Annotated in this window: 25 protein-coding genes; 16 read left to right on the top strand and 9 right to left on the bottom strand. The window is 65.2% G+C overall.

Going from position 1 to position 22,428, the window contains the following annotated elements:
- Position 1: 1 nt before the first annotated feature.
- The 4 genes from AC07NK_RS09825 to AC07NK_RS09810 all read left to right on the top strand — a co-directional run bounded on the left by AC07NK_RS09825 (position 2) and on the right by AC07NK_RS09810 (position 3,025).
- Positions 2 to 721, top strand: coding sequence for a DUF1428 domain-containing protein (locus tag AC07NK_RS09825; RefSeq protein ID WP_495170406.1), 720 nt, complete (start codon positions 2 to 4; stop codon positions 719 to 721).
- Positions 722 to 796: 75 nt separating this feature from the next.
- Positions 797 to 1,555 carry a VOC family protein gene (locus tag AC07NK_RS09820; RefSeq protein ID WP_495170405.1) on the top strand — a complete coding sequence of 253 codons (759 nt, stop codon included), beginning with the start codon at positions 797 to 799 and terminating at the stop codon, positions 1,553 to 1,555.
- 68 nt (positions 1,556 to 1,623) lie between these two features.
- Complete coding sequence (locus tag AC07NK_RS09815) at positions 1,624 to 2,199, top strand: glycine-rich domain-containing protein (protein WP_495170404.1); 576 nt, start codon at positions 1,624 to 1,626, stop codon at positions 2,197 to 2,199.
- 1 nt (position 2,200) lies between these two features.
- Positions 2,201 to 3,025 (top strand): TIGR04222 domain-containing membrane protein, encoded by an 825-nt coding sequence (locus tag AC07NK_RS09810; protein ID WP_495170403.1) that lies wholly within the window; start codon positions 2,201 to 2,203, stop codon positions 3,023 to 3,025.
- Positions 3,026 to 3,107: 82 nt separating this feature from the next.
- Here the strand turns inward: AC07NK_RS09810 and AC07NK_RS09805 are convergent, their stop codons facing one another.
- A complete protein-coding gene (locus AC07NK_RS09805; RefSeq protein ID WP_495170402.1) occupies positions 3,108 to 3,710 on the bottom strand; it encodes a J domain-containing protein in 603 nt (200 codons plus the stop codon).
- Between the two features lie 36 nt (positions 3,711 to 3,746).
- Between AC07NK_RS09805 and AC07NK_RS09800 the strand changes: the two genes are divergently transcribed.
- From AC07NK_RS09800 to AC07NK_RS09785, 4 genes are read left to right on the top strand one after another with little or no spacing between them, the layout of a single operon-like run.
- Complete coding sequence (locus AC07NK_RS09800; protein WP_495170401.1) at positions 3,747 to 4,034, top strand: BolA family protein; 288 nt, start codon at positions 3,747 to 3,749, stop codon at positions 4,032 to 4,034.
- On the top strand, positions 4,031 to 4,474 hold the full coding sequence (locus tag AC07NK_RS09795; RefSeq protein ID WP_495170400.1) for an NUDIX hydrolase: 444 nt from the start codon (positions 4,031 to 4,033) through the stop codon (positions 4,472 to 4,474). Before AC07NK_RS09800 ends, AC07NK_RS09795 begins: the two co-directional genes overlap by 4 nt.
- On the top strand, positions 4,471 to 5,373 hold the full coding sequence (locus tag AC07NK_RS09790) for a pirin family protein (protein ID WP_495170399.1): 903 nt from the start codon (positions 4,471 to 4,473) through the stop codon (positions 5,371 to 5,373). Before AC07NK_RS09795 ends, AC07NK_RS09790 begins: the two co-directional genes overlap by 4 nt.
- A 55-nt stretch (positions 5,374 to 5,428) precedes the next feature.
- Entirely contained in the window at positions 5,429 to 6,313 is an 885-nt protein-coding gene (locus AC07NK_RS09785) for an alpha/beta fold hydrolase (protein WP_495170398.1), read from the top strand.
- Here AC07NK_RS09785 and AC07NK_RS09780 read toward each other — a convergent pair.
- The gene (locus tag AC07NK_RS09780) at positions 6,310 to 6,690 is read right to left on the bottom strand and encodes a DUF6157 family protein (protein ID WP_495170397.1); all 381 of its coding nucleotides are present in this window, start codon (positions 6,688 to 6,690) and stop codon (positions 6,310 to 6,312) included. The genes AC07NK_RS09785 and AC07NK_RS09780 overlap by 4 nt on opposite strands.
- Positions 6,687 to 7,751: a DUF2332 domain-containing protein gene (locus AC07NK_RS09775; RefSeq protein ID WP_495170396.1), complete on the bottom strand. Its 1,065-nt coding sequence runs from the start codon at positions 7,749 to 7,751 to the stop codon at positions 6,687 to 6,689. The genes AC07NK_RS09780 and AC07NK_RS09775 overlap by 4 nt, the downstream gene beginning before the upstream one ends.
- 71 nt (positions 7,752 to 7,822) lie before the next feature.
- On the opposite strand from AC07NK_RS09775, the gene hisG reads away from it, so the two are divergent.
- The 3 genes from hisG (at position 7,823) to nusB (ending at position 10,326) form a co-directional block, all read left to right on the top strand.
- Positions 7,823 to 8,476, top strand: coding sequence for an ATP phosphoribosyltransferase (gene hisG / locus AC07NK_RS09770; protein ID WP_495170395.1), 654 nt, complete (start codon positions 7,823 to 7,825; stop codon positions 8,474 to 8,476).
- Entirely contained in the window at positions 8,473 to 9,756 is a 1,284-nt protein-coding gene (gene hisD / locus AC07NK_RS09765) for a histidinol dehydrogenase (protein ID WP_495170394.1), read from the top strand. Before hisG ends, hisD begins: the two co-directional genes overlap by 4 nt.
- A gap of 108 nt (positions 9,757 to 9,864) precedes the next feature.
- Complete coding sequence (gene nusB, locus AC07NK_RS09760) at positions 9,865 to 10,326, top strand: transcription antitermination factor NusB (protein ID WP_495170393.1); 462 nt, start codon at positions 9,865 to 9,867, stop codon at positions 10,324 to 10,326.
- Between the two features lie 269 nt (positions 10,327 to 10,595).
- Here nusB and AC07NK_RS09755 read toward each other — a convergent pair whose 3' ends face one another.
- The 3 genes from AC07NK_RS09755 to clpS form a co-directional block, all read right to left on the bottom strand.
- The gene (locus AC07NK_RS09755; protein WP_495170392.1) at positions 10,596 to 12,329 is read right to left on the bottom strand and encodes a bifunctional metallophosphatase/5'-nucleotidase; all 1,734 of its coding nucleotides are present in this window, start codon (positions 12,327 to 12,329) and stop codon (positions 10,596 to 10,598) included.
- Positions 12,330 to 12,378: 49 nt separating this feature from the next.
- Positions 12,379 to 13,662 carry a UDP-N-acetylglucosamine 1-carboxyvinyltransferase gene (gene murA / locus AC07NK_RS09750; RefSeq protein ID WP_495170391.1) on the bottom strand — a complete coding sequence of 428 codons (1,284 nt, stop codon included), beginning with the start codon at positions 13,660 to 13,662 and terminating at the stop codon, positions 12,379 to 12,381.
- Between the two features lie 72 nt (positions 13,663 to 13,734).
- Entirely contained in the window at positions 13,735 to 14,064 is a 330-nt protein-coding gene (clpS, locus tag AC07NK_RS09745) for an ATP-dependent Clp protease adapter ClpS (RefSeq protein WP_495170390.1), read from the bottom strand.
- 337 nt (positions 14,065 to 14,401) lie between these two features.
- On the opposite strand from clpS, the gene AC07NK_RS09740 reads away from it, so the two are divergent.
- Positions 14,402 to 14,752, top strand: a complete 351-nt coding sequence (locus AC07NK_RS09740; RefSeq protein WP_495170389.1) for an HNH endonuclease — start codon at positions 14,402 to 14,404, stop codon at positions 14,750 to 14,752.
- An 85-nt stretch (positions 14,753 to 14,837) separates the two neighbouring features.
- Here AC07NK_RS09740 and AC07NK_RS09735 read toward each other — a convergent pair whose 3' ends face one another.
- Together AC07NK_RS09735 and AC07NK_RS09730 are read right to left on the bottom strand one after the other, a co-directional pair.
- Positions 14,838 to 15,563: a phasin family protein gene (locus AC07NK_RS09735; RefSeq protein WP_495170388.1), complete on the bottom strand. Its 726-nt coding sequence runs from the start codon at positions 15,561 to 15,563 to the stop codon at positions 14,838 to 14,840.
- A gap of 91 nt (positions 15,564 to 15,654) precedes the next feature.
- On the bottom strand, positions 15,655 to 17,340 hold the full coding sequence (locus AC07NK_RS09730; RefSeq protein ID WP_495171000.1) for a PHA/PHB synthase family protein: 1,686 nt from the start codon (positions 17,338 to 17,340) through the stop codon (positions 15,655 to 15,657).
- Between the two features lie 260 nt (positions 17,341 to 17,600).
- Between AC07NK_RS09730 and AC07NK_RS09725 the strand changes: the two genes are divergently transcribed.
- Positions 17,601 to 18,806: an LL-diaminopimelate aminotransferase gene (locus AC07NK_RS09725; protein WP_495170387.1), complete on the top strand. Its 1,206-nt coding sequence runs from the start codon at positions 17,601 to 17,603 to the stop codon at positions 18,804 to 18,806.
- Between the two features lie 6 nt (positions 18,807 to 18,812).
- Positions 18,813 to 19,229: an acyl-CoA thioesterase gene (locus AC07NK_RS09720; protein WP_495170386.1), complete on the top strand. Its 417-nt coding sequence runs from the start codon at positions 18,813 to 18,815 to the stop codon at positions 19,227 to 19,229.
- 12 nt (positions 19,230 to 19,241) lie between these two features.
- Here the strand turns inward: AC07NK_RS09720 and AC07NK_RS09715 are convergent, their stop codons facing one another.
- On the bottom strand, positions 19,242 to 19,742 hold the full coding sequence (locus AC07NK_RS09715; protein WP_495170385.1) for a winged helix-turn-helix transcriptional regulator: 501 nt from the start codon (positions 19,740 to 19,742) through the stop codon (positions 19,242 to 19,244).
- A 145-nt stretch (positions 19,743 to 19,887) separates the two neighbouring features.
- Here AC07NK_RS09715 and AC07NK_RS09710 point away from each other — a divergent pair, with 145 nt between their 5' ends.
- Both AC07NK_RS09710 and AC07NK_RS09705 read left to right on the top strand, forming a co-directional pair.
- Entirely contained in the window at positions 19,888 to 20,199 is a 312-nt protein-coding gene (locus tag AC07NK_RS09710; protein ID WP_495170384.1) for a CC_3452 family protein, read from the top strand.
- A 101-nt stretch (positions 20,200 to 20,300) separates the two neighbouring features.
- Positions 20,301 to 22,388: a RelA/SpoT family protein gene (locus AC07NK_RS09705; RefSeq protein ID WP_495170383.1), complete on the top strand. Its 2,088-nt coding sequence runs from the start codon at positions 20,301 to 20,303 to the stop codon at positions 22,386 to 22,388.
- The last annotated feature ends 40 nt before the right edge of the window (positions 22,389 to 22,428 follow it).

The following is a 22,428-nucleotide window of genomic DNA, read 5'->3' as shown; positions in this document are numbered from 1 at the left end:
GATGACCTTTGTCGAAGGATTCCTCACCCCCGTCCCCACCGCGAACAAGGACAAGTACAAGAAGCACGCCGAAAGCGCCGTGGAGCTGTTCCAGAACCTCGGCGCAACCCGCTTCGTCGAAGCCTGGGGCGACGACGTGCCCGACGGCAAGACCAACGATCTCAAGAAAGCCGTCGACCTCAAGGATGATGAGACCGTGCTGTTCAGCTGGCTCGAATATCCCGACAAGGCGACGCGCGACGAAGCCAACCGCAAGATGATGGAAGATCCCGATCTCGGAAACATGGAGATGCCGTTCGACGGCAGTCGCATGATCTTCGCCGGGTTCGAATCTTTCGTCGATGTCGGCGACGGCAACGGCACTGGCTATGTCGACGGCTATGTCCTCCCCGTGCCTGCGGAGAATCGCGACGCCTATAAGGACATGGCAACCAAGGCGGCTGCCGTGTTCCAGGACTATGGTGCACTGCGCGTGGTCGAAGCCTGGGGTGAGGAAATCCCCGACGGCAAGAAGACCGACTATAACCGCGCCACGCTGCGCAAGGACGGCGAGCGCGTCGTCTACAGCTGGGTCGAATGGCCCAGCAAGGAAGCGCGCGACACCGCCTGGCCCAAGCTGATGGAGGACGAGCGAATGAAGCCCGACTTCGAAAATATGCCCTTCGACGGCCAGCGGATGATGTGGGGCGGCTTCGCGCCGATCCTCGACACCAAGGCCTGAGCCCCCGCGCGGGGGGGGGGCGGTGCCGGATCCCTTGCCCGGCACCGCCCCGCCACCCCATCGAGGAACCATGTCATGACCAATCCGAACGGAAGCTGGATCTGGTACGAACTGCTGACGACCGACGCGGACGCCGCGATCGATTTCTACAGCCAGATCGTCGACTGGACCCCGAGCAAATTTCCCGGCGACGGGATCGACTACACCATCATGTCGGCGGGTGAGGACAGCGTCGCCGGAATCATGAAAAACCCGATGCCGACCGCGCCCGCCTGGCTCGGTTATGTCGGCGTCGATGATGTCGACGCGACCGTCGCGAAGATCGAATCGCTCGGCGGCAAGACTCATATGCCGCCTACCGACATGCCGGGCGTCGGCCGCATGGCGATGGTCGAGGATCCGCAGGGCGCGCATTTCTACATCATGCGCGGCGAGAGCCCCGAGGACAGCAAAGCCTATGGCCGGATGGAACTCGGCAAGGGCAGCTGGAACGAACTGCAGACCACCGACGATGCCGCCGCACTCGACTTTTACGGCCAGATATTCGGCTGGAAGAAGGCGGGCGCGATGCCGATGCCGTGGGGCGATTACAGCTTCCTCACGCCCGGCGGCGAGGACGAGGTGTGGGGCGCGATGATGCCGCGCGAGAAGCCAGAGAATCCAGTCAGCTGGAACTTCTACTTCCGGGTGCCCAACATCGAGGTGGCGCACGCGAAGGTAAAGGAACTGGGCGGCACCCCGTTTCACGATCCGATGGAAGTACCCGGCGGCGAACGCGTCTTCTTTGCCACCGATCCGCAGGGCGCGACCTTCGGCCTCGTCGCGCCGAAATAGCGTCAAAGGGCGGGGCGGAGCGTCCGCACATCTTGACAAAATCTCCTAGTGTGGTAGTAGGAGATCAGATGCGTGAAGCGGACACCGTCCCCGCCTCGACTACCGGACACCCGGTCTGGCAACGCCTTTCCCGTTACGAAATTGGCCCGCTCGAAGCCTCGCTCTCCTTTGCTGCACGCCTCGCGCGCGACAATGGCTGGAGCGCCGCGATGGCGGCACGCGTGATCGAGGAATATCGCCGCTTCACTTTCCTCGCGGCGACCGGCGCGGCACAGGTCACGCCGTCCGACGCGGTCGATCAGGCGTGGCACCTCCACCTCACCTACACCCGCGACTATTGGGAGCGCTTCTGCCCTGATGTTCTGGGCAAGCCGCTCCACCACGGCCCGACCGCCGGCGGGCCGGTCGAGCGCAACCGCTTCTTCGCGCAATATGCCGATACGCTGGCCCGGTATGAGGCCGCATTTGGTACGCCACCCCCTTCCGACATCTGGCCATCAGCCGCGCAACGGCTGCTGGACGATCCCCGCGCGCGGCGGGTGCATCCGCGCGACGCGATCCTCCTTTCACGCCAGCAGGCCGCGCTGCTCCTGCTGGCATTCATCGGGCTGATCGCGCTCGCGCTCTATCTGGGAGTGACCTGATATGTCTCTCGGCCCCCTCGACTGGACCGGCGGACCCTTCCTCATCCTCTACATCATCCTGCTGGTCACCGTGGTGATCGCCGGGATGCTGATCCCCGCCTGGCAGCTGCCCGAAGGCCGCCGCCAAAGGGTAAGCGATCCCGACCAGCTTGCCTTCCTTGCCGGCGGCAAGGCGCGCTTCGCCGACAGCATCGTCGCGCGCCTGCTCTCCGGGCGCGCGCTGGTGATGGATGGCAAGGACAAGCTCGACATACGGATGCGCAACGGCGCCACCACCGCCGAAAACAGCGTCCTCGCGCTAACCGCGCCGCTCGACTGGTCTCGGATCGAGCGCACGCTGCGCCCGACCGCGGACAGGCTGAACGACCGCCTCCAGCGCGCGGGCCTCATGCTCACCAGCAGCGAGCGCGCCAACCTGCGCTACTGGGCGCTGCTACCTTACCTCACGCTGCTGATGTTCGGCGCGACCAAATGGTTCATTGGCGAAGCCCGTGACCGCCCGATCGGCTTCCTCACGGTTCTGCTGATCATCACCGCGATCCTCGCGCTGATCCGCTCCCTCACTATCCCCAAGCTTACCGCTGCAGGCATCGCCGCGCTCGGCGACGCCCGCGAGGAAGCCGACCGCATCCGCCGCGCCCCGCTCGCCGGCGAGGTCGGGCTGGCGGTAGCCCTGTTTGGAACCGGAGTGCTGGTCGGTTCGGAGTTCGGCGCCTTCCACACCATGCGCGCCGCGAGTGGCGGCGACGGCGGCTCCTCGGGCGGAGACGGCGGCGGCGATGGCGGGGGTTGCGGTGGCGGCGGGTGCGGAGGCTGCGGCGGCTGAGCACGTCACCTTGCCCCTCGTTCGTGCTGAGCTTGTCGAAGCGCAGCCTTTCGACAGGCTCAGAGCGGAAGGACCTTCGGGATCAGGCGAAGGCCGGCGACGATTTGAGCTGCTGATACGCCTCGATCACCCGTTGCAACATCGCCTCCTGGCTACGGTCCCCGCCATTGCGGTCGGGATGGTATTTCCGCACCAGCTCTGAATAGCGGCGGCGCAGCGCCATCCGATCGGCATCGACCTCCAGCGCCAGCGTACGCAGCGCCTCGCGGTCCTTGCCCGACAGGGACTTGCCGTCCTTCCGCTCGGCGGGCATCGCGTTGCGCCAGCGCGCGCCGATCGCGTCGAGCGGATCGCTGAAGTCGGCCCAGCGCGGTGGCCGGTCCGAGCCCCCGGTCGCGAAGGCCCGCGTCTCGCGCTCCCACCCCGCCAGCGGCCGCTGCGCGTCATGGATCTCGTCAGGGCTCATCCCGGTGAAGAAGTTGTAGCCCGAATTGAACGCGCGGACATGGTCGAGGCACAGCCAGCGATACTCGCCGGGCTGGTCGCTCGGGCGCCGGTCGCTCAACAGCGGGGCGCGAAACTCACCCGGCTCGCCGCAGCCCGGCTCTGCGCACGGCCTGCCAGGCGCCTCCACCCGGCCGTGGAAGCGCGTATTGGGACGATATTTCGGCGGCTGACGAGACACTCGAACTCCGGGTAGAAAACCGCCTATATAGGCGCGATGACCCATCCCGCCACCGGCCCCGCGGCCGCAGAAATCACCGCTCGCCTCACCACGGCGCTCGCCCCATCGAAGCTCGACGTGATCAACGACAGTGCGAAGCATCGCGGCCATATGGGCGACGATGGCAGCGGCGAATCGCATTTCACTGTCGTGATCGAGAGCGACGCCTTTACCGGCAAGTCCCGCCTCGAACGCCAGCGCATGGTCAACCGCGCGTTGGGCGACATCATGGTCGAGCGCGTCCACGCGCTCGCGATCCGCGCGACCGCGCCCGGCGAAGCATGAGCGAGCGCACACCGCGTCCTGCTTCACGCATTCTGCTGACCGATCCTGTCGGGCGCGTGCTGCTATTCCGCTTCACGCCGGACGATCGTCCGCCCTTCTGGTGTACTCCCGGCGGCGCGCTCGATCCCGGCGAAAGCTATGAAGCGGCTGCGCGCCGCGAGTTGCGCGAGGAAACCGGGCTCGATCTCGATTGCGGACCCGAGATCGCGCGCCGGCAGGTCGAGTTCGTCACGATCGAGGGGGTTCCGGTCAGCGCCGACGAACGCTATTTCGCGGTACGCACCGAAACGACCGTGATCGACAGCGACGGCCATACCGATCTCGAACAGCGTGTGATGCGCGAATGGCGCTGGTTCGACCGCGCCGAGCTGCAACGCCACGACGAACCCTATTTCCCCGAGGATCTCGGGACGATGCTCACCCTGACGGAGGCACGATGATGACCGACGATCTCTTCACCCACACCATCCTGCCGACCACCCATGATCTCGGCGGGTTCAAGGTACACCGCACCCTGCCCTCCCGCCCGAGGACGATGGTCGGCCCGTTCATCTTCTTCGATCAGATGGGTCCCGCGCATCTCGAGGTCGGCACCGGCATCGACGTTCGCCCGCACCCGCACATCAACCTTGCCACCGTCACCTATCTCTTCGCCGGCGCGATCGACCATCGCGACAGCATCGGCACCTTCGCGACGATCGAGCCGGGCGCGGTCAATCTGATGACCGCCGGCAACGGCATCGTCCATTCCGAGCGCTCGCCTCAGGCCCAGCGCGACGCCGGTCCCGAGCTCTCGGGCATCCAGACCTGGCTCGCGCTCCCCGAACGGTTCGAAGAGATCGATCCCGCGTTCGAGCATGTCGCCGCGGCGAACCTCCCGATCATCGACAGCAACGGCGCCCGCGCCCGCGTCATCATGGGTTCGCTCTGGGGCACCAGCGCGCCGACCACCACCTATGCCGGCACCATCTATGCCGATATCGAACTCGCGGCCGGCGGGAGCGTGCCGATCGACGCCGATGCCGATGAGCGCGCAGTTTATGTCGCCGTGGGCCAGGCCTCGCTCGACGGCTGGGAGCTGGAACCACAGACGCTCTATGTCCTGCGCCCCGGCATCACCGCGACGCTGCGCTCCTCATCCGGCGGCCGCGTGATGCTGTGCGGGGGCGAGGCGTTCACCACCCCGCGCCATGTCTGGTGGAACTTCGTCTCCTCGGACCGCGACCGCATCAACCAGGCCAAGGAGGACTGGAAGGCAGGCCTGTTCCCCAAGGTGCCGGGCGACGACAAGGAATTCATCCCGATCCCCGAAGTGCCCAAGACGGTCAGCTACCCTTGAGGGCTTGAACCGACCCGCAACCCGCCATACCCTTCATTCGAAAGAGGAGAGATACATGGCGGGTTTCGAGCTTCAGCGGATCGCATTGTCCACCGGCGTCGAGCTCGACGTCGCCACCGCGGGCGATCCTGCCCAACCCGCGATCGTCCTGCTCCACGGCTTTCCGGAGTCGCACCGCACCTGGCGACACCAGATCCCGGAGCTGGCGAAGACCCATTTCGTCATCGCCCCCGACCAGCGCGGCTTCGCCCGCTCGTCCAAGCCCGGGGGTACGGAGAACTACACCCCCGACAAGACCGTCGGCGACCTGATCGCGCTTGCCGACCATTTCGGGAAGGATCGCTTCGTCCTGGTCGGCCATGACTGGGGTGGCGCGATCGCGTGGATGGCCGCGCTCCAGCATCCGAACCGGATCGAGCGGCTGATCATCGTCAACGCCCCTCACCCCTTCGTCTTCCAGAAGTCGCTGTTCGACGACATGGAGCAGCGCGCCGCCAGCCAGTATATCCGCCTTTTCCGCAACCCCGGTCTCGAGGCGCAGCTCGAAGCGATGGGCCTTGGCACCTTCTTCGACACCACTTTCGCCCGGCACGCCGATCCCGCGCTGCTAGCCCCGGAGCGCGATGCGTATCTCGACGAATGGGGCCAGCCCGGTGCGATGACCGCGATGCTCAACTGGTATCGCGCCAGCGCCATCGTCGTGCCCGGAATCGACGAGACGCCCGAGCGTCCCGCCTTTCTCAACGGCCCCTTCCCGCCGTTGCAGATGCCGGTGCTGGTGATCTGGGGGATGGGCGACACGGCGCTGCTCCCGATCCAGCTCGAAGGGCTCGACCAGCTGGTCCCCGACCTCAAGATCGTCAAGATCGATGCCGGCCACTTCGTCCCCTGGGAAAAGCCCGAAGCAGTCACTGCCGCCATCCAGGACTGGCTGCCCTAGCGAGCCCTGCGCATCCCCGGCGCCTTCTTCACCGCCGGGTCGGCGAGCAGCCGCGCATAGTCATCGCTCTCCATCCCGACCAGCGCGATACGACCTTCGGCATCATGGTGGATGCCCCAGCCGAACTGTTTCACCAGCGGCGACACGCGCAAACACGCCTGCGGCTTGGCGAAGAAGGTCGCGCGATCCTTGTCCCCACCGCGCGCGACATGCGCAGCATGGAGCAGGTCATCGCTCGTCAGTACATAGGGCCGCCCGGCCAGCAGCGCGTGCTGCGCGCCTGCGACCGAATCCGGTTTCTCGGGGGTCACGCTCGCCGTCACCGGCGTGTCAGGCGAAGCCGTGATCAGGGTATCGCGATAATTGGTCGTCTTCATGCCACCCACTCCGCCCATGCGCCATGCGGATGCGCCTTGCCCAGCAAGTGCGGCTCCGCCCCGCCCGGCCAATATCGCACCACCAGTTCGTGTTGCAGCGTCTCGCGGTTCGCTTCCAGCATGATCCACGCCAGCGGTCGTTCCGCACTCGCACGCACGCCGGCTTCTTCCATCGCCGCGGTGATCCGCGCCCGCCGCGCATCGCCCAGATACTGCCAGACGATCGAGTGCATCAGAACGCGTGTCGTGCCCGCCGCCTGTGGTCGCGCCAGCGCCGCCTCGACGAACTCCGCCGCATCGGCCTGCACCAGATCGGGCTTCTTCTCACCCGCCGAATGCGCCGCGAAATCCAGCCGCGCGAACCGCTCGGTATGTTCGCGCCACACGAATGCGCGCAGCCGTAACAGCTGCGCCGGGTCGGTCAGGTCGACCGGCGCGACATCACATCCGCGGATCGCGTCAAACCCCCAGCCCGCCGGAACCGCCGGCGGCGGTGGTCCGCGCCATTCGGGCGCAATCCGCATCCCCGACTCCGCTGGTCCAACTTCAACACCGCCCAGGTCATAGCGGTAGCGGTCGATCATCAGGTTGATCCCCGCACTCGACCCGATCTCGATACAGTCCCAGCGCGGCGGCAGCCCCTGCCCCGCCAACCACAGCATCGCGGCAACATAGCCCCAGCTACGTCCTGCCTCATTGGTCTGGGGCGGCCCATCGAGCCACGGCAGCAACTCCGCGTCATGCCGCGCGATCGCCTCGCCCACCAGCCGCCCGGCATCCGCCAGCGCCGCGGAATCCTCGTCATAGAGCGCAGCCAGCGCCGGCTCGGCTCCGCTCAGGTTCAGCGCGTGCAGCCCCGCCGCCGCGCGCAATGGCAGCGCATCGGCCATCGGCACGCCCTTCCACTCGCGGATCGCCTTCAGGAACGCGCCGGGTCCGTCGAGATTGGCCAGAATCCCCTCGACCACGCGCATCGTGATCGTCCCGCCATTCGCCCGGCAGTAATCGACCTGATTGGCGAAGGCGGCCCGCACATCGTTCGAGGTCATCCAGTCCCGCATCGCCGCTATCCTCCACCGAATCTCCCGCGCTTGTTGCGCCCGCACGCCCCCCCAAGTAAAGGCGCGCCACCATGTCGGAACCGATCATCCTCGCCGTGCCCAAGGGTCGCATCCTCGAAGAGGCGCTTCCCCTGCTCGCGCACGCCGGGATCATCCCCGAACCCGCCTTTGTGGATGAGGGCAGCCGCGCGCTGCGATTCAAGACCAACCGCTCCGATATCGACCTGATCCGCGTCCGCGCATTCGACGTCGCGACCTTCGTCGCGCACGGCGCGGCGCAACTCGGCATCGTCGGCTCGGACGTGCTCGGTGAGTTCGCCTATTCGGAGCTCTACGCCCCGGTCGATCTCGGCATCGGCTATTGCCGCCTGTCGGTCGCCGAACCGGCCGAGCTCGCCGCGACTGACGATCCGCGCGGCTGGAGCCATGTCCGCGTCGCCACCAAATACCCCTCGCTCACCCGCCGCCATTTCGAGGCACGCGGCGTGCAGGCCGAGTGCATCAAGCTCAACGGTGCGATGGAGCTGGCGCCGTTGCTTGGCCTCGCCCCGCGCATCGTCGACCTCGTTTCCTCGGGCCGCACGCTCAAGGAGAACGGACTGGTCGAAGTCGAGACGATCATGGAAGTCTCAAGCCGGCTCGTCGCTAACCGCGCCGCGTTCAAGACCCGGCCGGAGATCGTACCGCTGGTCGATGCCTTCCGCCGCGCGGTCGAGGCCGCATGATCCGCCTCTCGACCAGCGAACCCGGCTTCGCTCAGGCCTTCCGCGAGCTGGTCGACGCTCGCCGTGAAGCCGACGCCGATGTCGCGCGCGACGTGCGCACGATTGTCGCGTCCGTCCGCGACGAGGGCGACGCTGCGCTCCACGCCTTCACGCGCAAGTTCGACCGCCACGACCTCAACGACACCGGATGGCGGATCGAGAAGGCCGATTGCGTCGCCGCGTTCGACGCGCTCGAGCCGAAGCTGCGTGACGCGCTCCAGCTCGCCGCCGACCGTATCACCGCCTATCACGAGAAGCAGAAGCCCGCCGACAGCGACACCATCGATGCCGCGGGCGTCCGCACCGGCGCACGCTGGCAGGCAGTCGAGGCGGCCGGCGTCTATGTTCCCGGCGGCCGCGCGGCCTATCCCTCTTCCGTGTTGATGAACGCGATCCCGGCCAAGGTCGCGGGGGTCGATCGCCTCGTCATGGTCACCCCGACCCCGAATGGCGAGGTCAACCCGCTCGTCCTCGCCGCCGCGCATATCGCCGGGGTGGACGAAATGTGGCGTGTCGGCGGTGCGCAGGCGATCGCAGCGCTCGCCTATGGCACCGGCCGCATCGCCGCGGTCGACGTTATCACCGGCCCTGGCAACGCCTGGGTGGCAGAGGCCAAGCGTCAGCTCTACGGCGTCGTCGGCATCGACATGGTCGCCGGACCTTCCGAGATCGTCGTGGTGGCCGACGGCAGGAATGATCCCGAATGGATCGCCGCCGATCTGTTGAGCCAGTCCGAGCATGATCCGACCAGCCAGTCGATCCTGCTCACCGACGATGCGATCTTCGCGGGTAAGGTCGCCGATGCGGTCGACCGCCAGATCGGCACGCTGTCGACCAAGAAGGTCGCGCGGGAGAGCTGGGACGCCAATGGCGCGATCATCCTCACCGGCTCGCTCGACGAGGCGATCCCGCTGGTCAATCGCCTCGCCCCCGAGCATCTTGAGCTCGCCTGCGACGATCCCGACGCGCTGTTCGCGCGCGTGCGCCATGCCGGTTCGGTATTCCTCGGCCGCATGACGCCCGAGGCGATCGGCGATTATGTCGCCGGCCCCAACCACGTCCTGCCCACCGGCCGCCGTGCGCGCTTCGCCAGCGGTTTGTCGGTGCTGGATTTCATGAAACGCACCAGCTTCCTCGCGCTCGACGCCGCGGGCCTCGCCGCTATCGGCCCGGCCGCCGTCGCGCTGGCCGAGGCGGAGGGCCTGCCGGCGCATGCCAGATCGGTAGCGCTTCGGCTTTAGCCACCCCCGTTCGGGCTGAGCTTGTCGAAGCCCTGTTCTTATTTGCCGCCGCTGAGAAGGAGGACAGCCCTTCGACAAACTCAGGGCGATCGGACTATGAGAGAATACATGCCCAGCCCAACTGCCAAGTCCCGCTCGAAAGCCCGCGCCGCCGCGCGGCTCGCCGCCGTTCAGGCGCTCTACCAGCAGGAAATGGAGAAGACGCCGCTTCCCCAGCTGCTCACCGAGTTCCATCAGCATCGGCTCGGCGCGACGATCGAGGAGGCGGAGTATATCGACGCCGATGCGGATTTCTTCGACGATATCGTCAAGGGCGTCGATGCGCGCCGCGACGAGATCGACGCGCTGATCGCCTCAAAGCTCAGCAGCGACTGGAGCTTCGACCGGCTCGACCGCCCGATGCGCCAGATCCTGCGCGCCGGTACCTATGAGCTGCTCGCCCGCAACGATGTGCCCACCGGCGCCGCGATCAGCGAGTATCTCGACGTCACCGCCGCCTTCTATGATCGCCGCGAAAAGGGCTTCGTCAACGGCCTGCTCGACGCCATCGCCAAGGCAGTGCGGAGCTAAGCACCCCAAAATCACCCTTAGTCCGTCACCCCGGCCTTGTGCCGGGGTCCACCTCTCCGACGGGTATGAGGACGAGGCTCTCTCCGCAGCCTTGTAATGTTGGAACTGATTTGCTCGTCTCTGAGCGCGCCGGATGCCCTCCGGCCCGCTCTTTGACACCTTGAAATCCTCTCCGCACGCGCCTGACACTTGCGCGAAAACATGCGTTTCGTGTCAACCTGCCCTCAGAGCCGTGTCTACTTCGCTCATTCTGGGTAGGGCGTGTCAACTTAGCGCGGCGTGACATCCTTCGCCCGACCCAGCACCGGCGGGTCGATGACCTGCCCGCGCGCGAACCAGGCCTCCAGCGCGTCGAGATCGAGCATCCCGCCCGCGACATCCTTGCCCGCCTTGAAGCTACTGAAGCCGTCGCCGCCCCCGCCCAGAAACGCGTTGACCGTCACGCGATAGACCGCGTCGTCGCGCAGCGGCTGGCCGCCGATCATCGGCGCTATGACCCGCTGCCCCGCGGGCTTCGACAGGTCGTAGCTGTAGGTGAGGCCCGCGGGGAACAGCAACGCCGTGCCATCGGTCTTGGCGAATTGCTGCTCCAGCACCGCACGCAGCTGCGCCCCGGTCATTTCCTTGACCTGCAGGTTATTGCCGAACGGCTGGACAGTGTAGATGTCGCCGAACGTCACCTTGCCGTCGGTCGCCGCGATCGAGGCGCGCACCCCGCCCGGGTTCATCAGCGCCACCTGCGCCCCGCTCGCCCGCGTCGCCGCGAGCTGCGAATCGGCGATCAGCAGCCCCAGCGGCGATTCCTTCATGTCGTCATGCTCGTCGCGCAGGATCGGCGCCGACGCCCTGCCCACCACCCGCCGGGCGCGTGGCTCCGCCGCCGCCGCATAGCGCGCAACATGCGCTGCAACCGCGGGATCGGCGGCGAAGGTCGGGAACGCCGCGCTGGGCTTCACCGGCCCCGCGCTGCTGGTCACGCCGTCGCCCTGCACGATGACCTGCACTGCGCGCCTCGCCGTCACGTGCTTCGTCACGGGATCGAAGCTCAGGTCGATATCGGTCAGCATCACGCCGTTATTGCCCGCGCTGGTCAGCAGCAGCCGCCGCGCAGGATCAGAGGCGGAATAGTCGCAGATATAGGCGCGGTGGGTGTGGCCGGAGACGATCACATCTACCGCCGGGGTCAGCCGCTGGGCGATCTCGACGATCGGCCCGGACAGGCCATCGCACTTGGCGGGCTGGTCGTTACGCGCGGGATAGCCGCCCTCGTGCACCAGCATCACGATGGCATCGGCCCCCTTCGCCTTGAGATCGGCGGCCAGCTTGTTCGCGGTCTCGGCCTCGTCGGCAAAGGTGATGCCCTTGATCCCCGCCGGATCGACATAGTTGCCGGTCAGCCGGGTTGTCAGCCCGATAAAGCCGATCGTCACCTTGCCGCGCCCGCTACCGAAGCTACGCAGCGCGGTGCCGGGCAGCAGGCTGGTCCCGTCCGCCTGGATCGTGTTGCCGGCGAGATAGGTGTAGCTTGCGCCCTTGAACGGCTCGAGCTGGCAGGGTTCGACCTGAGTCAGCTTGGCGCAGCCGCCACTCTGCAGCCGCTTCAGCTCCTGCGTCCCGCGGTCGAATTCGTGGTTGCCCGCCGCGTTGATCTCAAGCCCCGCCATGCTCAGCGCCTTGACCGTCGGCTCGTCGAGGAACAGCGACGAAACCAGCGGACTCGCACTGGTGAGGTCCCCCGCCGCGACCACGATGCTGTGCGCGGCCTTGGCCTTCAGCGACCTCACCGCGGTCGCGAAATAGGCCGCACCGCCTGCCGGCACCTTGGCCACCGATCCGTCGGCCGCCTGCACGTCGATCGCCCGCCCCGGCGTCTCCAGCGCGCCGTGGAAATCGTTGAAGGCGATGATCTTGACCGTCACCGGCGCGGCCGGGCCGTCGGCCCGATGCTGCGCACAGCCTGCCAGCGCCAGCGCACCCAGCGCCGTCACGGTGATCCGCTTCATTCGATTGCTCCCGCGAGTCGTGTCGTGACCGCGGATACCAGCGTGAACTTCAGCCGTCACCGACGCGTTCGATGTCCGCACCCACGCCCTGAAGCTTTTCCTCGAGCCGCTCGTAACCGCGGTCGAGGTGGTAGATGCGGCTGACCTGGGTCTCGCCATCGGCGATCAGGCCGGCGAGGATCAGGCTCATCGATGCGCGCAGATCGGTCGCCATCACCGGCGCACCGACCAGTCTGTCGACCCCGTGCACCACCGCGGTCCTGCCGCGAACGTCGATATTCGCCCCCATGCGCGTCAGTTCAGGCACGTGCATGTAGCGGTTCTCGAAGATCGTCTCGGTCAGCACGCTCGCGCCATCCGCCTTGCACAGCATCGCCATGAACTGCGCCTGCATGTCGGTGGCGAAGCCCGGATAGGGTGCAGTCGAGAGCGTCAGCGGCCTGAGCGGACCATTGGCGGCGATCCGCACGCCATCCGCCTTCTCCTCGACGGTCACGCCCGCCTCGACCAGCGCGTCGAGCGTCGCGCGCATGTCGTCGGCCTTGGCGCCCTGAAGGAACACGTCGCCGCCGGTGATCGCTGCGGCGCAGGCATAGCTGCCCGCCTCGATCCGGTCGGGCATCACCTTATAGGTCGCGCCGTGCAGTCGATCGCGTCCCTCAATCGTCAGCGTCTCGCTGCCGATCCCGTCGATCGACGCGCCCATCGCCACCAACAGGTTGCAGAGGTCGACGATCTCCGGCTCGCGCGCAGCATTCTCCAGCACCGTCGTGCCCTTGGCCGTTGCGGCGGCCATCAGCGCATTCTCGGTCGCACCCACCGACACCACCGGGAAACGATAACGTCCGCCCGCCAGCCGCCCGCCTGGCGCAGTCGCCTTGACGTAGCCCGCCGCCAGCTCGATCTCCGCGCCCATCGCCTCAAGCGCCTTCAAATGCAGGTCGATCGGCCGGTTGCCGATCGCGCAGCCGCCCGGCAGCGAGACGGTCGCCTCCCCTGCCCGGCCCAGCAACGGCCCCAACACCAGGATCGATGCGCGCATTTTCCGCACGATGTCATAGGGCGCGACGGTCGAGGTCAGGCGCGAGGCGCGGACCGTCAGCACGCGGCCAAAGTCGTTGGGGCGAGTACCCTCGATCGCGGTCGACGCGCCAAGCTCGTTGAGCAGATGCCCGAAGCCATCGGCATCGGCGAGCCGCGGCAGATTGCGCAGCGTCAACGGCTCGTCGGTCAGCAGCGCGCAGGGCATCAGCGCGAGCGCCGAATTCTTCGCGCCCGAGATGGCGATGGTTCCGGAAAGGCGCTTGCCGCCGCGAATGAGGATACGGTCCATTTTCGGGCTTCTATCGACTCGCGGGCCGCGCGCAAGCGTGGCTGACGTCAACGGGCCCGGGCTTGGACCGGGTCAGGCCTTCTCCAGCGTGCATTGGAGCGGATGCTGGTTCTGGCGGGCAAAGTCGATCACCTGCGCAACCTTGGTCTCCGCGACCTCATAGGTGAACACGCCGCACACGCCCACGCCGCGCTGATGGACGCTCAGCATCACCTGAGTCGCCTGCTCCATGTCCATCTTGAAGAAGCGCTGGAGCACCAGCACGACGAACTCCATCGGCGTGTAGTCGTCGTTGAGCATCAGCACGCGATAGGGCGTGGGCTTCTTGGTTTTCGCGCGCGTGCGCGTGGCGACGCCGGTCGATGCATCGCCATCATCGTCGCGGTCGGCATCGTCAGCCATCGAAATCAGGTGGAGCGGCACTGTCATGAGGGCTTCAAAAATATGGCACCGGTGAATCGAGGGCAAGGGCAGTAACCCTTATTTTCGTGGAGGCGGGCGATTGAGAGGCGACATATGTGCCTTTCCTCGCCGACATCAACTTTCCACGCGTCTTGCAAATTCGATCGCAGCGAGGCAGCTTCACCTGATGGTCAAGCCAGACGGCGACCATATGAGGCCTGCGGAGTACAGCCTGAGGCTGCTTTGTACGCGAGCAACAGCTCACCCGCCTCGGACGGCTTCGGCCGGAGCGTAACCGCGACTTTCAATCGATGGATTTTTAGTCGGAGCGTTACGTATGGGCTTATCCTGCCATCTCAAGCACCTGTTCCCTCGTCAGAACGGCCAGTGCCACTATTGCCGTCAGCCGATGTGGCGCAAGGCCGTCGGCGACTTTGCCACGCAGCACGATATCTCGACCATCCAAGCGCAGCAGCTGCAAGCGACCGTCGAACATTTGCAAGCGCGTTGCAACGGCGGGTCTGACGAAAGACAAAACCTGGTCGCGGCCTGCCGCTTCTGCAATCAACACAGGCACAAGGCGAAGCGTCCACTGCCGCCCGAGCGCTACCTGATCCGGGTCCGCAGGCAACTGGCGAGCGGAAAATGGCATCGCCTACGGCTGATAGACCAAGCCGGCGACAGCTAGCAGCGCGCGCCATCCCGCAGGCGGAATAGCAAAAAGGGCGACCGCTTGCGCGGCCGCCCCATTTGTTCGTTCGGTACCGTGGCGATTACGCCGCGGTCTTCACCTTCTCGACCGCAACCGCAACGCGGCTGGAGATCGGCTGAGCGGCGTCACCGGCCAGCTTGATGAACGCTTCGGTGTTCTTCGAGGTTTCGGCGACGACCGAGTCGAAGACCGAGCGGACATAGTCGCTCTGCAGCTTGAAGAAGTCGGCCGGGGTCTTGACCGCCGACAGGTTCTTCAGCGTCGCGGTCGCGTTCTCGAACGACTTGCGGCTGTACTCGGCGGCGTCCTGACCCAGAGCCTCGAAGCCCTTGGCAGCGATCTTGCCGCTCTCGACAAGCGCTTCGACATTGCCCTTGGCGAATTCGGTGAATTCACCGGCCAGCTTGGTGTTCTTTTCGACGGTCGCCTTGGTGCGCTCGCTGAAGTCGGCGAACAGCGCCTGGGTCTTCTCGATGGTGTTTTCCATGATGTCAGTTCCCTTGGTTGCGGTTTCCGCCATCCTGGAGGCGGTGTCTTCGATGATCTTTGCGACCGGCGCGGCGGCTTCCTCGGCGGTCTGGGTAAGCGTCTCCGCCAATACTTCGGCGGGCTGAGTTACGGTTTCGATCACCGGTTCGACGACCGGGGTTTCGATTACTGGCGCTGCTTCGACGGCAATTGGAGCAGCCTTCAGGGCTTCGGCCTTCGGCGCTACTGCCTTGGGCTTGTTCACCTGCGTCTTCGCAACCGGCTTCTTTGCACCGGTACGTGGAGCCTTGCTGGCCATTGAACGTCCTCGCAGCGATTGTTGCGATGCAGCATATACGCTTTGGACGCGACAGTTTCAAGACAGATTTTTGTGCAGTGCACAAAAAACTTCAACGGGTCTTCACATACCACCCTGGAGCATCACCAAGCTCTTCATTAGACTTGGGAATTCTGGACCCATTCGCGTCGGCGCGAGGCTCGCCAAAGCCTTCGATCCAGCCCATCCAGTCCGGCCACCAGCTCCCCTTGGTCTCAGTCGCACCCGCAACAAACTCTTCGAGAGTCGCCGCACCCGCTTCGTTGGTCCAATACTGGTATTTCTGCGCGGCGGGCGGATTGACCACCCCGGCAATATGCCCCGATCCCGCAAGCACGAAGCGCAGCGGCCCCGCAAAATGCTCGGTGATCTTCCAGACGCTGTGTGCCGGCGCGATATGATCCTCTCGCCCAGCCTGAATATAAGCCGGAGTCGCGACCTTGCTCAGGTCCACCGGCGTTGAGCCGATGCTGAGCGCGCCCGCCTGAGCCAACAGGTTATCGCGATAAAGATCAGCCAGATAACTCGCATGCCATTTGGCGGGCAGATTGGTAACGTCCGAATTCCAGTGGAGCAGGTCGAACGGCATATAGTCTTCGCCGAGCAGATAGTTGCTCGACACATAGTTCCAGATGAGGTCACGCCCGCGCAGCAGGTTGAAGGTCGCGGCCATATAGCGCCCGTCGAGAAAGCCGTCGGTGGTCAGCGACTGGATCAGCGCCAGCTGCTCGTCATCGACAAAGACATTGAGATCGCCGGCCTCGCTGAAATCGACCTGTGCAGTGAAGAAGGTCGCGCTCCTGACCTTCTCCGCCTGTCCGCGCGCCGCAAGCACCGCCAGCGTCGCAGCGAGCGTGGTGCCGGCCACGCAATAGCCGATCGTATGCACGGCATCGACGCTCAGCAGGTCACGGACGCTGTCGATCGCGTCGATCTGTCCGCGCTCGACATAATCGTCCCACACCACATCGGCCATCGATGCATCGGCGGACTTCCACGAGACGACGAACACCGTCAGTCCCTGCTCCACCGCCCAGCGGATGAAGCTCTTTTCGGGGCTGAGATCGAGGATGTAGAAGCGGTTGATCCATGGCGGGAAGATCAGCAGCGGCGTTTCGATCACCGTCCCGGTCGTCGGCGAATACTGGATCAATTCGTAGAGCGGCGTGCGCTTGACCACCTTGCCCGGCGTCATTGCGATATTCTCGCCCAGCGCAAACGCGCCCTCGGCCGCCTGGGTCATCTGCCCCTTGCCCATGTCCTTGAGCATATGGGCGAGGCCCTTGAGCAAGCTTTCGCCTTTGGTCTCGACGATCTTCTCGAGCACTACAGGATTGGTCGCCGGAAAGTTGGATGGGCTCATCGCATCGATGAAGCCTTGCGTGGCGAACCGCGCCTGTTCTTTCTGCTTGGGCGTCAGCCCCTCGATCGAATCCACGCCTTTGAGCAGATGATCCGATACGGTGAAATAGCTCTGGCGGATGAAGTCGAACACCGGCTGTTCGCGCCATTGCGGCGCCTTGAACCGTTTGTCGCGCGCCTGTGCCGGAGTCTCCTCAAACGTCCCCGCCTTGGACGGGTCAAGGAAGCGCTGCCACAACGTCATCGTGTCGGCCCAGAAATCGGCGCCCGCTCGCATCGCCGCTGCCGGATCGACCGGCGGCATCGATGGCATCTGGGGCATTTGGGTCATCGGGGGGGCCTTCGCCATCAGGTCGAAGCCCTGCTCCATCAGCATCTGCTGCGCGCGGCCCCATATCCAGGTCCAGTGCTGGAGATCCTCGAGGCTTGGCGATGCAGCGACCTCAGGTTCAGGAGTCGACGGTGCCTCGGCTTTGGTATCCGGCTTCTTGGGTTTGGCGGCTGGCTTGCGGGGTTTGGTTGGTTTCGCGGCCTTGTTCGCCGCCGTCTTTTTCTTTTCCGCCACCACGCGCCTCTCCTCTGGCACCCATGCCCGGTCCCTGTATAACGGCCCCGCGCATCCTGCGCGACCTCAAGAGGAGCTCACCGAGAAATACGATGTCCGAAGAATTCTACCGCATGAAGCGCCTGCCGCCCTACGTCATCGCCGAAGTCAACGGGATGCGGGCAGCGGCACGAGCGGCGGGCGAGGACATTATCGATCTCGGCATGGGCAATCCCGATCTGCCGCCGCCCCAGCACGTCATCGACAAATTGTGCGAGGTTGCGCAGAAACCCTCCGCCCACGGCTATTCGCAGTCCAAGGGCATTCCCGGACTGCGTCGTGCGCAGGCGAACTATTATGGCCGCCGCTTCGGTGTCGATGTCGACCCCGAGAGCGAGGTTGTCGTGACCATGGGGTCGAAGGAGGGGCTGGCCAGCCTCGCCACTGCGATGACGGCCCCCGGCGACGTGATCCTCGCGCCGAACCCGTCCTACCCGATCCACACCTTCGGCTTCATCATCGCGGGCGCGACGATCCGCGCGGTGCCGACCACGCCCGACGAGCGCTATTTCGAGAGCCTCGAGCGCGCAATGAACTTCACCGTGCCGCGGCCGAGCATCCTGGTGGTGAACTATCCGTCGAACCCGACAGCGGAAACGGTGGACCTCGCCTTCTACGAGCGGCTCGTCGCCTGGGCGCGCGAGAACAAGGTGTGGATCATCTCCGACCTTGCCTATTCGGAGCTTTATTACGACGGCAAGCCGACGGTCTCGATCCTGCAGGTGCCGGGCGCGAAGGACGTGGCGATCGAGTTCACCTCGCTCTCCAAGACCTATTCGATGGCCGGCTGGCGGATCGGCTTCGCGGTCGGCAACAAGCATCTGATCGCGGCGATGAGCCGTGTGAAATCCTATCTCGATTATGGCGCCTTTACGCCAATCCAGGCCGCGGCGTGCGCCGCGCTCAACGGCCCACAGGACATCGTCGAGAAGAACCGCGAGCTCTATCACAAGCGCCGTGACGTGCTGGTCGAGAGCTTCGGTCGCGCCGGCTGGGACATCCCCGCGCCGGCCGCCTCGATGTTCGCCTGGGCGCCGCTACCGCCGGCGCTCGCGCATCTCGGCAGCCTGGAGTTCTCGAAACAACTTCTCAGCCACGCCAAAGTCGCGGTCGCACCCGGCGTCGGCTATGGCGAAAATGGCGAGGGGTTCGTCCGTATCGCGATGGTCGAGAACGAGCAGCGCCTGCGTCAGGCAGCGCGCAACGTGCGCAAATATCTCCAGTCGATGGGCGTCAACACCGGCGTCAAATCGGCCTGACACCTAATGGGACGCGAAGGCTTCGACTTCTCGACGCGCCTTCGCGTCCGCTATTCCGAGATCGACGGGCAAAAGGTCGTCTTCAACTCGCGCTACCTCGAATATGCCGATGTCGCGCTCAGCGAATATTGGCGCTGGCTGAAGCTCTCCGAGTTGCCGGAATGGGCCGGCATGGAGTTTCACGTCGCCCGCGCCACCGTCGATTTCAAGGCGCCCTTCCGCTACGGCGATGAGATCGATGCGTGGATCCGGACCGAGCGGATCGGCAATTCGAGCCTCACCAGCCGGGTCGAGCTATGCCATGCCGAAACCGGCGCGCTGCATACGGTGATCGAGCTGGTCTACGTCAATGTCGATCTGGATGCGGGCACGTCCGCACCAGTACCGTCGGCGGTCCGGCGACGCATGCTTCCCACCGACTGATTCAGCCTGCGCTTACTCCGCGGCCTCCGCGGCGTTGCGTCCCTCGCCCGCAACATCTTCGGGCAGGGACCAGAGCAGGTCATGCTTGGTCAGCGGCCGGCCGTCATGGCTCATCACCTGTACCGGCGCTATCCGCCGATGGTCGCGCGCATCGACCAGCACCGGCGTCGCCGGCGTGCCCGTCTCCCAACGCTCGCCCCATTGGCGCAGAGCGACCATCGTCGGCAACAGCGCAAAGCCCTTGTCAGTCAGCCGGTATTCGACCTTGCGCCGGTCGTCGTCGCAGGTCTGGCGCGCCAGAATCCCGTGATCAACCAGCCGCGCCAACCGGTTGGCCAGGATATTGCGGGCGATGCCCAGTTCCGACTGGAATTCCTCGAAATGATAGAGGCCGTTGAACGACCCGCGCAGAATGAGGAAGGACCAACGCTCACCCATCGCCTCAAGCGCGGCGGGCAGGCTGCAGTTGGCGGCCAACTGACGAAGCGGTTCTCGCAGTCCACTGTGACCCATAACCGTTGAACCTACTCCAAATTCACTGGTGGACAAACCGCTTAAGTTGCCGCAATGCAACACCAGTTTTTGTTTGCAACCTAACCTCTAGTTTAGTAAGTTGCGATTCGCAACCTTTGTTGCGTACCCCAGGGAGAGTATCACCATGACCCGCCTCGTCTCGCTTGCCGCCGCCGCGCTGTCGGTCGCGGCGTTCATGCCCGCCGCTGCTCTGGCCCAGTCGGGCAGCCACTATGCCGCGACCGCAGTCGCGGCCCCCGGTAAGTCCAGCTTCGTCACGCAGAACACGATCTGGAAGTGCAAGGACACCGTCTGCACCGCCCCCCGCGCGGGATCGCAGGACAAGGTCGTTTGCGAGCGCGCCGTGCAGCGCATCGGCGCCCTGTCGGCCTTCACCGTTGCCGGCACCGCGTTCGATGCCGAAGCGCTCGCTGCCTGCAACGCGCGCGCCAAGTAAGTCACACCAAAGCCACACCGAAACGGGCATCGGCGTTGCCGGTGCCCGTTTTGCGTTGAAACATATTGCAAAGCAGCAGCCCGTCGCACCATCTTGAGAACGTGTTGCGTCAATATGAACTTGTCGATCGGGTCCTGAGCTACGATCCTGAAGCGGATGAAGCGCTTCTCAACCGCGCTTACGTCTTCTCGATGCACGCGCATGGCAGCCAGAAGCGCGCGTCGGGCGACCCCTATTTCAGTCATCCGATCGAAGTCGCGGGCATCCTCACCGACCTGCATCTCGACGACGAGACGATCGTCACCGCGATCCTGCACGACACGATCGAGGATACGGTGGCGACGCCCGAAGAGATCCTGGCGCGGTTCGGACCCAACGTGGCTCGGCTGGTGGACGGAGTCACCAAGCTTTCCAAGATCGAGGCGCAGACCGAGAACGAACGCGCCGCGGAAAACCTCCGCAAATTCCTGCTCGCCATGTCGGACGACATCCGCGTGCTGCTGGTCAAGCTCGCCGACCGGCTGCACAACATGCGCACGCTTCATCACATTCCGAAGCCCGAGAAGCGCCGCCGCATCGCGCGCGAGACGATGGATATCTACGCCCCGCTCGCCGAGCGGATCGGCATGTATGAATTCATGACCGAAATGCAGACCCTCGCCTTTCGCGAGCTTGAGCCCGAGGCCTATGAATCGATTATCAAGCGGCTGGAGGCGCTGAAGGTCGAGGGCGAGGATCGCATCGCCAAGATCGGATCAGGCTTCAAATTGCTGCTGTCGCGCGGCGGCGTCGATACCGAAGTGCTGGGGCGTGAGAAACATCCCTATTCGATCTGGAAAAAGATGTCGGAGCGACACGTCAGCTTCGAGCAGCTTTCCGATATCATGGCGTTCCGCGCGATCGTCGGTACCGAAGAGGAATGTTACCGCGCGCTCGGCATCATCCACCGCCGCTGGCCGTTCGTGCCGGGCCGGTTCAAGGATTACATCTCGACCCCCAAGCGCAACGGCTATCGCTCGCTGCACACCACGGTGATGCACGCCGGCGACACCCGTGTCGAAATTCAGATCCGGACGCAGGAAATGCACGCCCAGGCCGAGCACGGCCTCGCCGCGCACTGGGCCTATAAACAGTCGGGCGTGCGCCCTGACACGCAGGTCCGCTGGATCCAGGATCTGGTCGAAATCCTCGAGACCGCCGAAAGCCCGGAAGAGCTGCTCGAGCACACCCGGATGGCGATGTATCAGGACCGGATCTTCGCCTTCTCACCCAAGGGCGAGCTGATCCAGCTTCCCAAGGGCGCGACCCCTATCGACTTCGCCTATGCCGTGCATACCGATCTGGGTGATCAGGCGGTGGGCGCGAAGATCAACGGTCAGGTCGTCCCGCTGCGCACCGAAATCCAGCAGGGCGATCAGGTGGCGATCCTGCGCTCCAAAGCCCAGCAGCCGCAGGACAATTGGCTGAATTTCGCGATCACCGGTAAGGCGCGCGCCGCGATCCGTCGGCATTTGCGGCACAAGGAACTGGACGAGACGATTTCTCTCGGCCGCAAGCTCTACGACGACATCGTCCGCCGCCTGCCCGTCCCGATCGGCGAGGAAGCATTGGGTGCCGCACTCACCCGCCTCAAGCTGGACGACGCCGATGCGCTGATGGAGGCGATTGCGCGGCGCAAGCTGTCCGACGTGCAGGTGATGGAAGCGCTGATGCCGGGGTCTACCGAGGGCGATCTCGCTCCCCTCCCCACTGCACGCGAGCCGATCTCGATCAAGGGCCTCACCCCCGGTGTTGCCTTCACCCTCGCCCCTTGCTGCCACCCGATCCCCGGCGATCGCATCGTCGGCGTGCGCCAGCCCGACGAACCGATCGAGATTCACCAGATCAGCTGCCCCAGGCTCGACAAAGTCGAGGACAAGGACTGGATCGATATCGGCTGGGGCGACAAGGCCGAGGGCGGCACCGCGCGCATCGCGGTTACGGTCAAGAACGAGCCCGGCGCGCTCGGCGCCGTCGCGACGCTGCTCGGCCAGCACAAGGCGAACATCCTCAACATCCGCTTCGACACGCGCGACACCACCTTCCACACCAACATGATCGATCTGGAGGTGCGCGACGCAGCGCATCTGATGAAATTGATAGGTGCCTTGCGCGCGGCCGACGCGGTGAGCTCGGCCGAGCGCGTCTGACCCTCCGCGTATCGGATGCCGTTTGCAGGATCGCGGTTGC

The organism is Sphingomonas sp. GW821-FHT09B04 (assembly GCF_059418285.1).
Note: the sequence above shows the minus strand (reverse complement) of the source record. Positions and strands in the feature narration are given on the sequence as shown.

Bases quoted from the DNA above. Each gene is read 5' to 3' on its own strand.
- AC07NK_RS09740 (WP_495170389.1), top strand. From the start codon at position 14,402: ATGGGCTTATCCTGCCATCTCAAGCACCTGTTCCCTCGTCAGAACGGC.
- AC07NK_RS09725 (WP_495170387.1), top strand. From the start codon at position 17,601: ATGTCCGAAGAATTCTACCGCATGAAGCGCCTGCCGCCCTACGTCATC.
- AC07NK_RS09795 (WP_495170400.1), top strand. From the start codon at position 4,031: ATGAGCGAGCGCACACCGCGTCCTGCTTCACGCATTCTGCTGACCGAT.
- AC07NK_RS09710 (WP_495170384.1), top strand. From the start codon at position 19,888: ATGACCCGCCTCGTCTCGCTTGCCGCCGCCGCGCTGTCGGTCGCGGCG.
- AC07NK_RS09820 (WP_495170405.1), top strand. From the start codon at position 797: ATGACCAATCCGAACGGAAGCTGGATCTGGTACGAACTGCTGACGACC.
- AC07NK_RS09775 (WP_495170396.1), bottom strand. From the start codon at position 7,751: ATGCGGGACTGGATGACCTCGAACGATGTGCGGGCCGCCTTCGCCAAT.
- AC07NK_RS09790 (WP_495170399.1), top strand. From the start codon at position 4,471: ATGATGACCGACGATCTCTTCACCCACACCATCCTGCCGACCACCCAT.
- clpS (WP_495170390.1), bottom strand. From the start codon at position 14,064: ATGGCTGACGATGCCGACCGCGACGATGATGGCGATGCATCGACCGGC.
- AC07NK_RS09720 (WP_495170386.1), top strand. From the start codon at position 18,813: ATGGGACGCGAAGGCTTCGACTTCTCGACGCGCCTTCGCGTCCGCTAT.
- nusB (WP_495170393.1), top strand. From the start codon at position 9,865: ATGCCCAGCCCAACTGCCAAGTCCCGCTCGAAAGCCCGCGCCGCCGCG.
- murA (WP_495170391.1), bottom strand. From the start codon at position 13,662: ATGGACCGTATCCTCATTCGCGGCGGCAAGCGCCTTTCCGGAACCATC.
- AC07NK_RS09755 (WP_495170392.1), bottom strand. From the start codon at position 12,329: ATGAAGCGGATCACCGTGACGGCGCTGGGTGCGCTGGCGCTGGCAGGC.
- AC07NK_RS09800 (WP_495170401.1), top strand. From the start codon at position 3,747: ATGACCCATCCCGCCACCGGCCCCGCGGCCGCAGAAATCACCGCTCGC.
- AC07NK_RS09735 (WP_495170388.1), bottom strand. From the start codon at position 15,563: ATGGCCAGCAAGGCTCCACGTACCGGTGCAAAGAAGCCGGTTGCGAAG.
- AC07NK_RS09780 (WP_495170397.1), bottom strand. From the start codon at position 6,690: ATGAAGACGACCAATTATCGCGATACCCTGATCACGGCTTCGCCTGAC.
- hisG (WP_495170395.1), top strand. From the start codon at position 7,823: ATGTCGGAACCGATCATCCTCGCCGTGCCCAAGGGTCGCATCCTCGAA.
- AC07NK_RS09815 (WP_495170404.1), top strand. From the start codon at position 1,624: ATGCGTGAAGCGGACACCGTCCCCGCCTCGACTACCGGACACCCGGTC.
- AC07NK_RS09810 (WP_495170403.1), top strand. From the start codon at position 2,201: ATGTCTCTCGGCCCCCTCGACTGGACCGGCGGACCCTTCCTCATCCTC.
- AC07NK_RS09715 (WP_495170385.1), bottom strand. From the start codon at position 19,742: ATGGGTCACAGTGGACTGCGAGAACCGCTTCGTCAGTTGGCCGCCAAC.
- AC07NK_RS09825 (WP_495170406.1), top strand. From the start codon at position 2: ATGACCTTTGTCGAAGGATTCCTCACCCCCGTCCCCACCGCGAACAAG.
- hisD (WP_495170394.1), top strand. From the start codon at position 8,473: ATGATCCGCCTCTCGACCAGCGAACCCGGCTTCGCTCAGGCCTTCCGC.
- AC07NK_RS09785 (WP_495170398.1), top strand. From the start codon at position 5,429: ATGGCGGGTTTCGAGCTTCAGCGGATCGCATTGTCCACCGGCGTCGAG.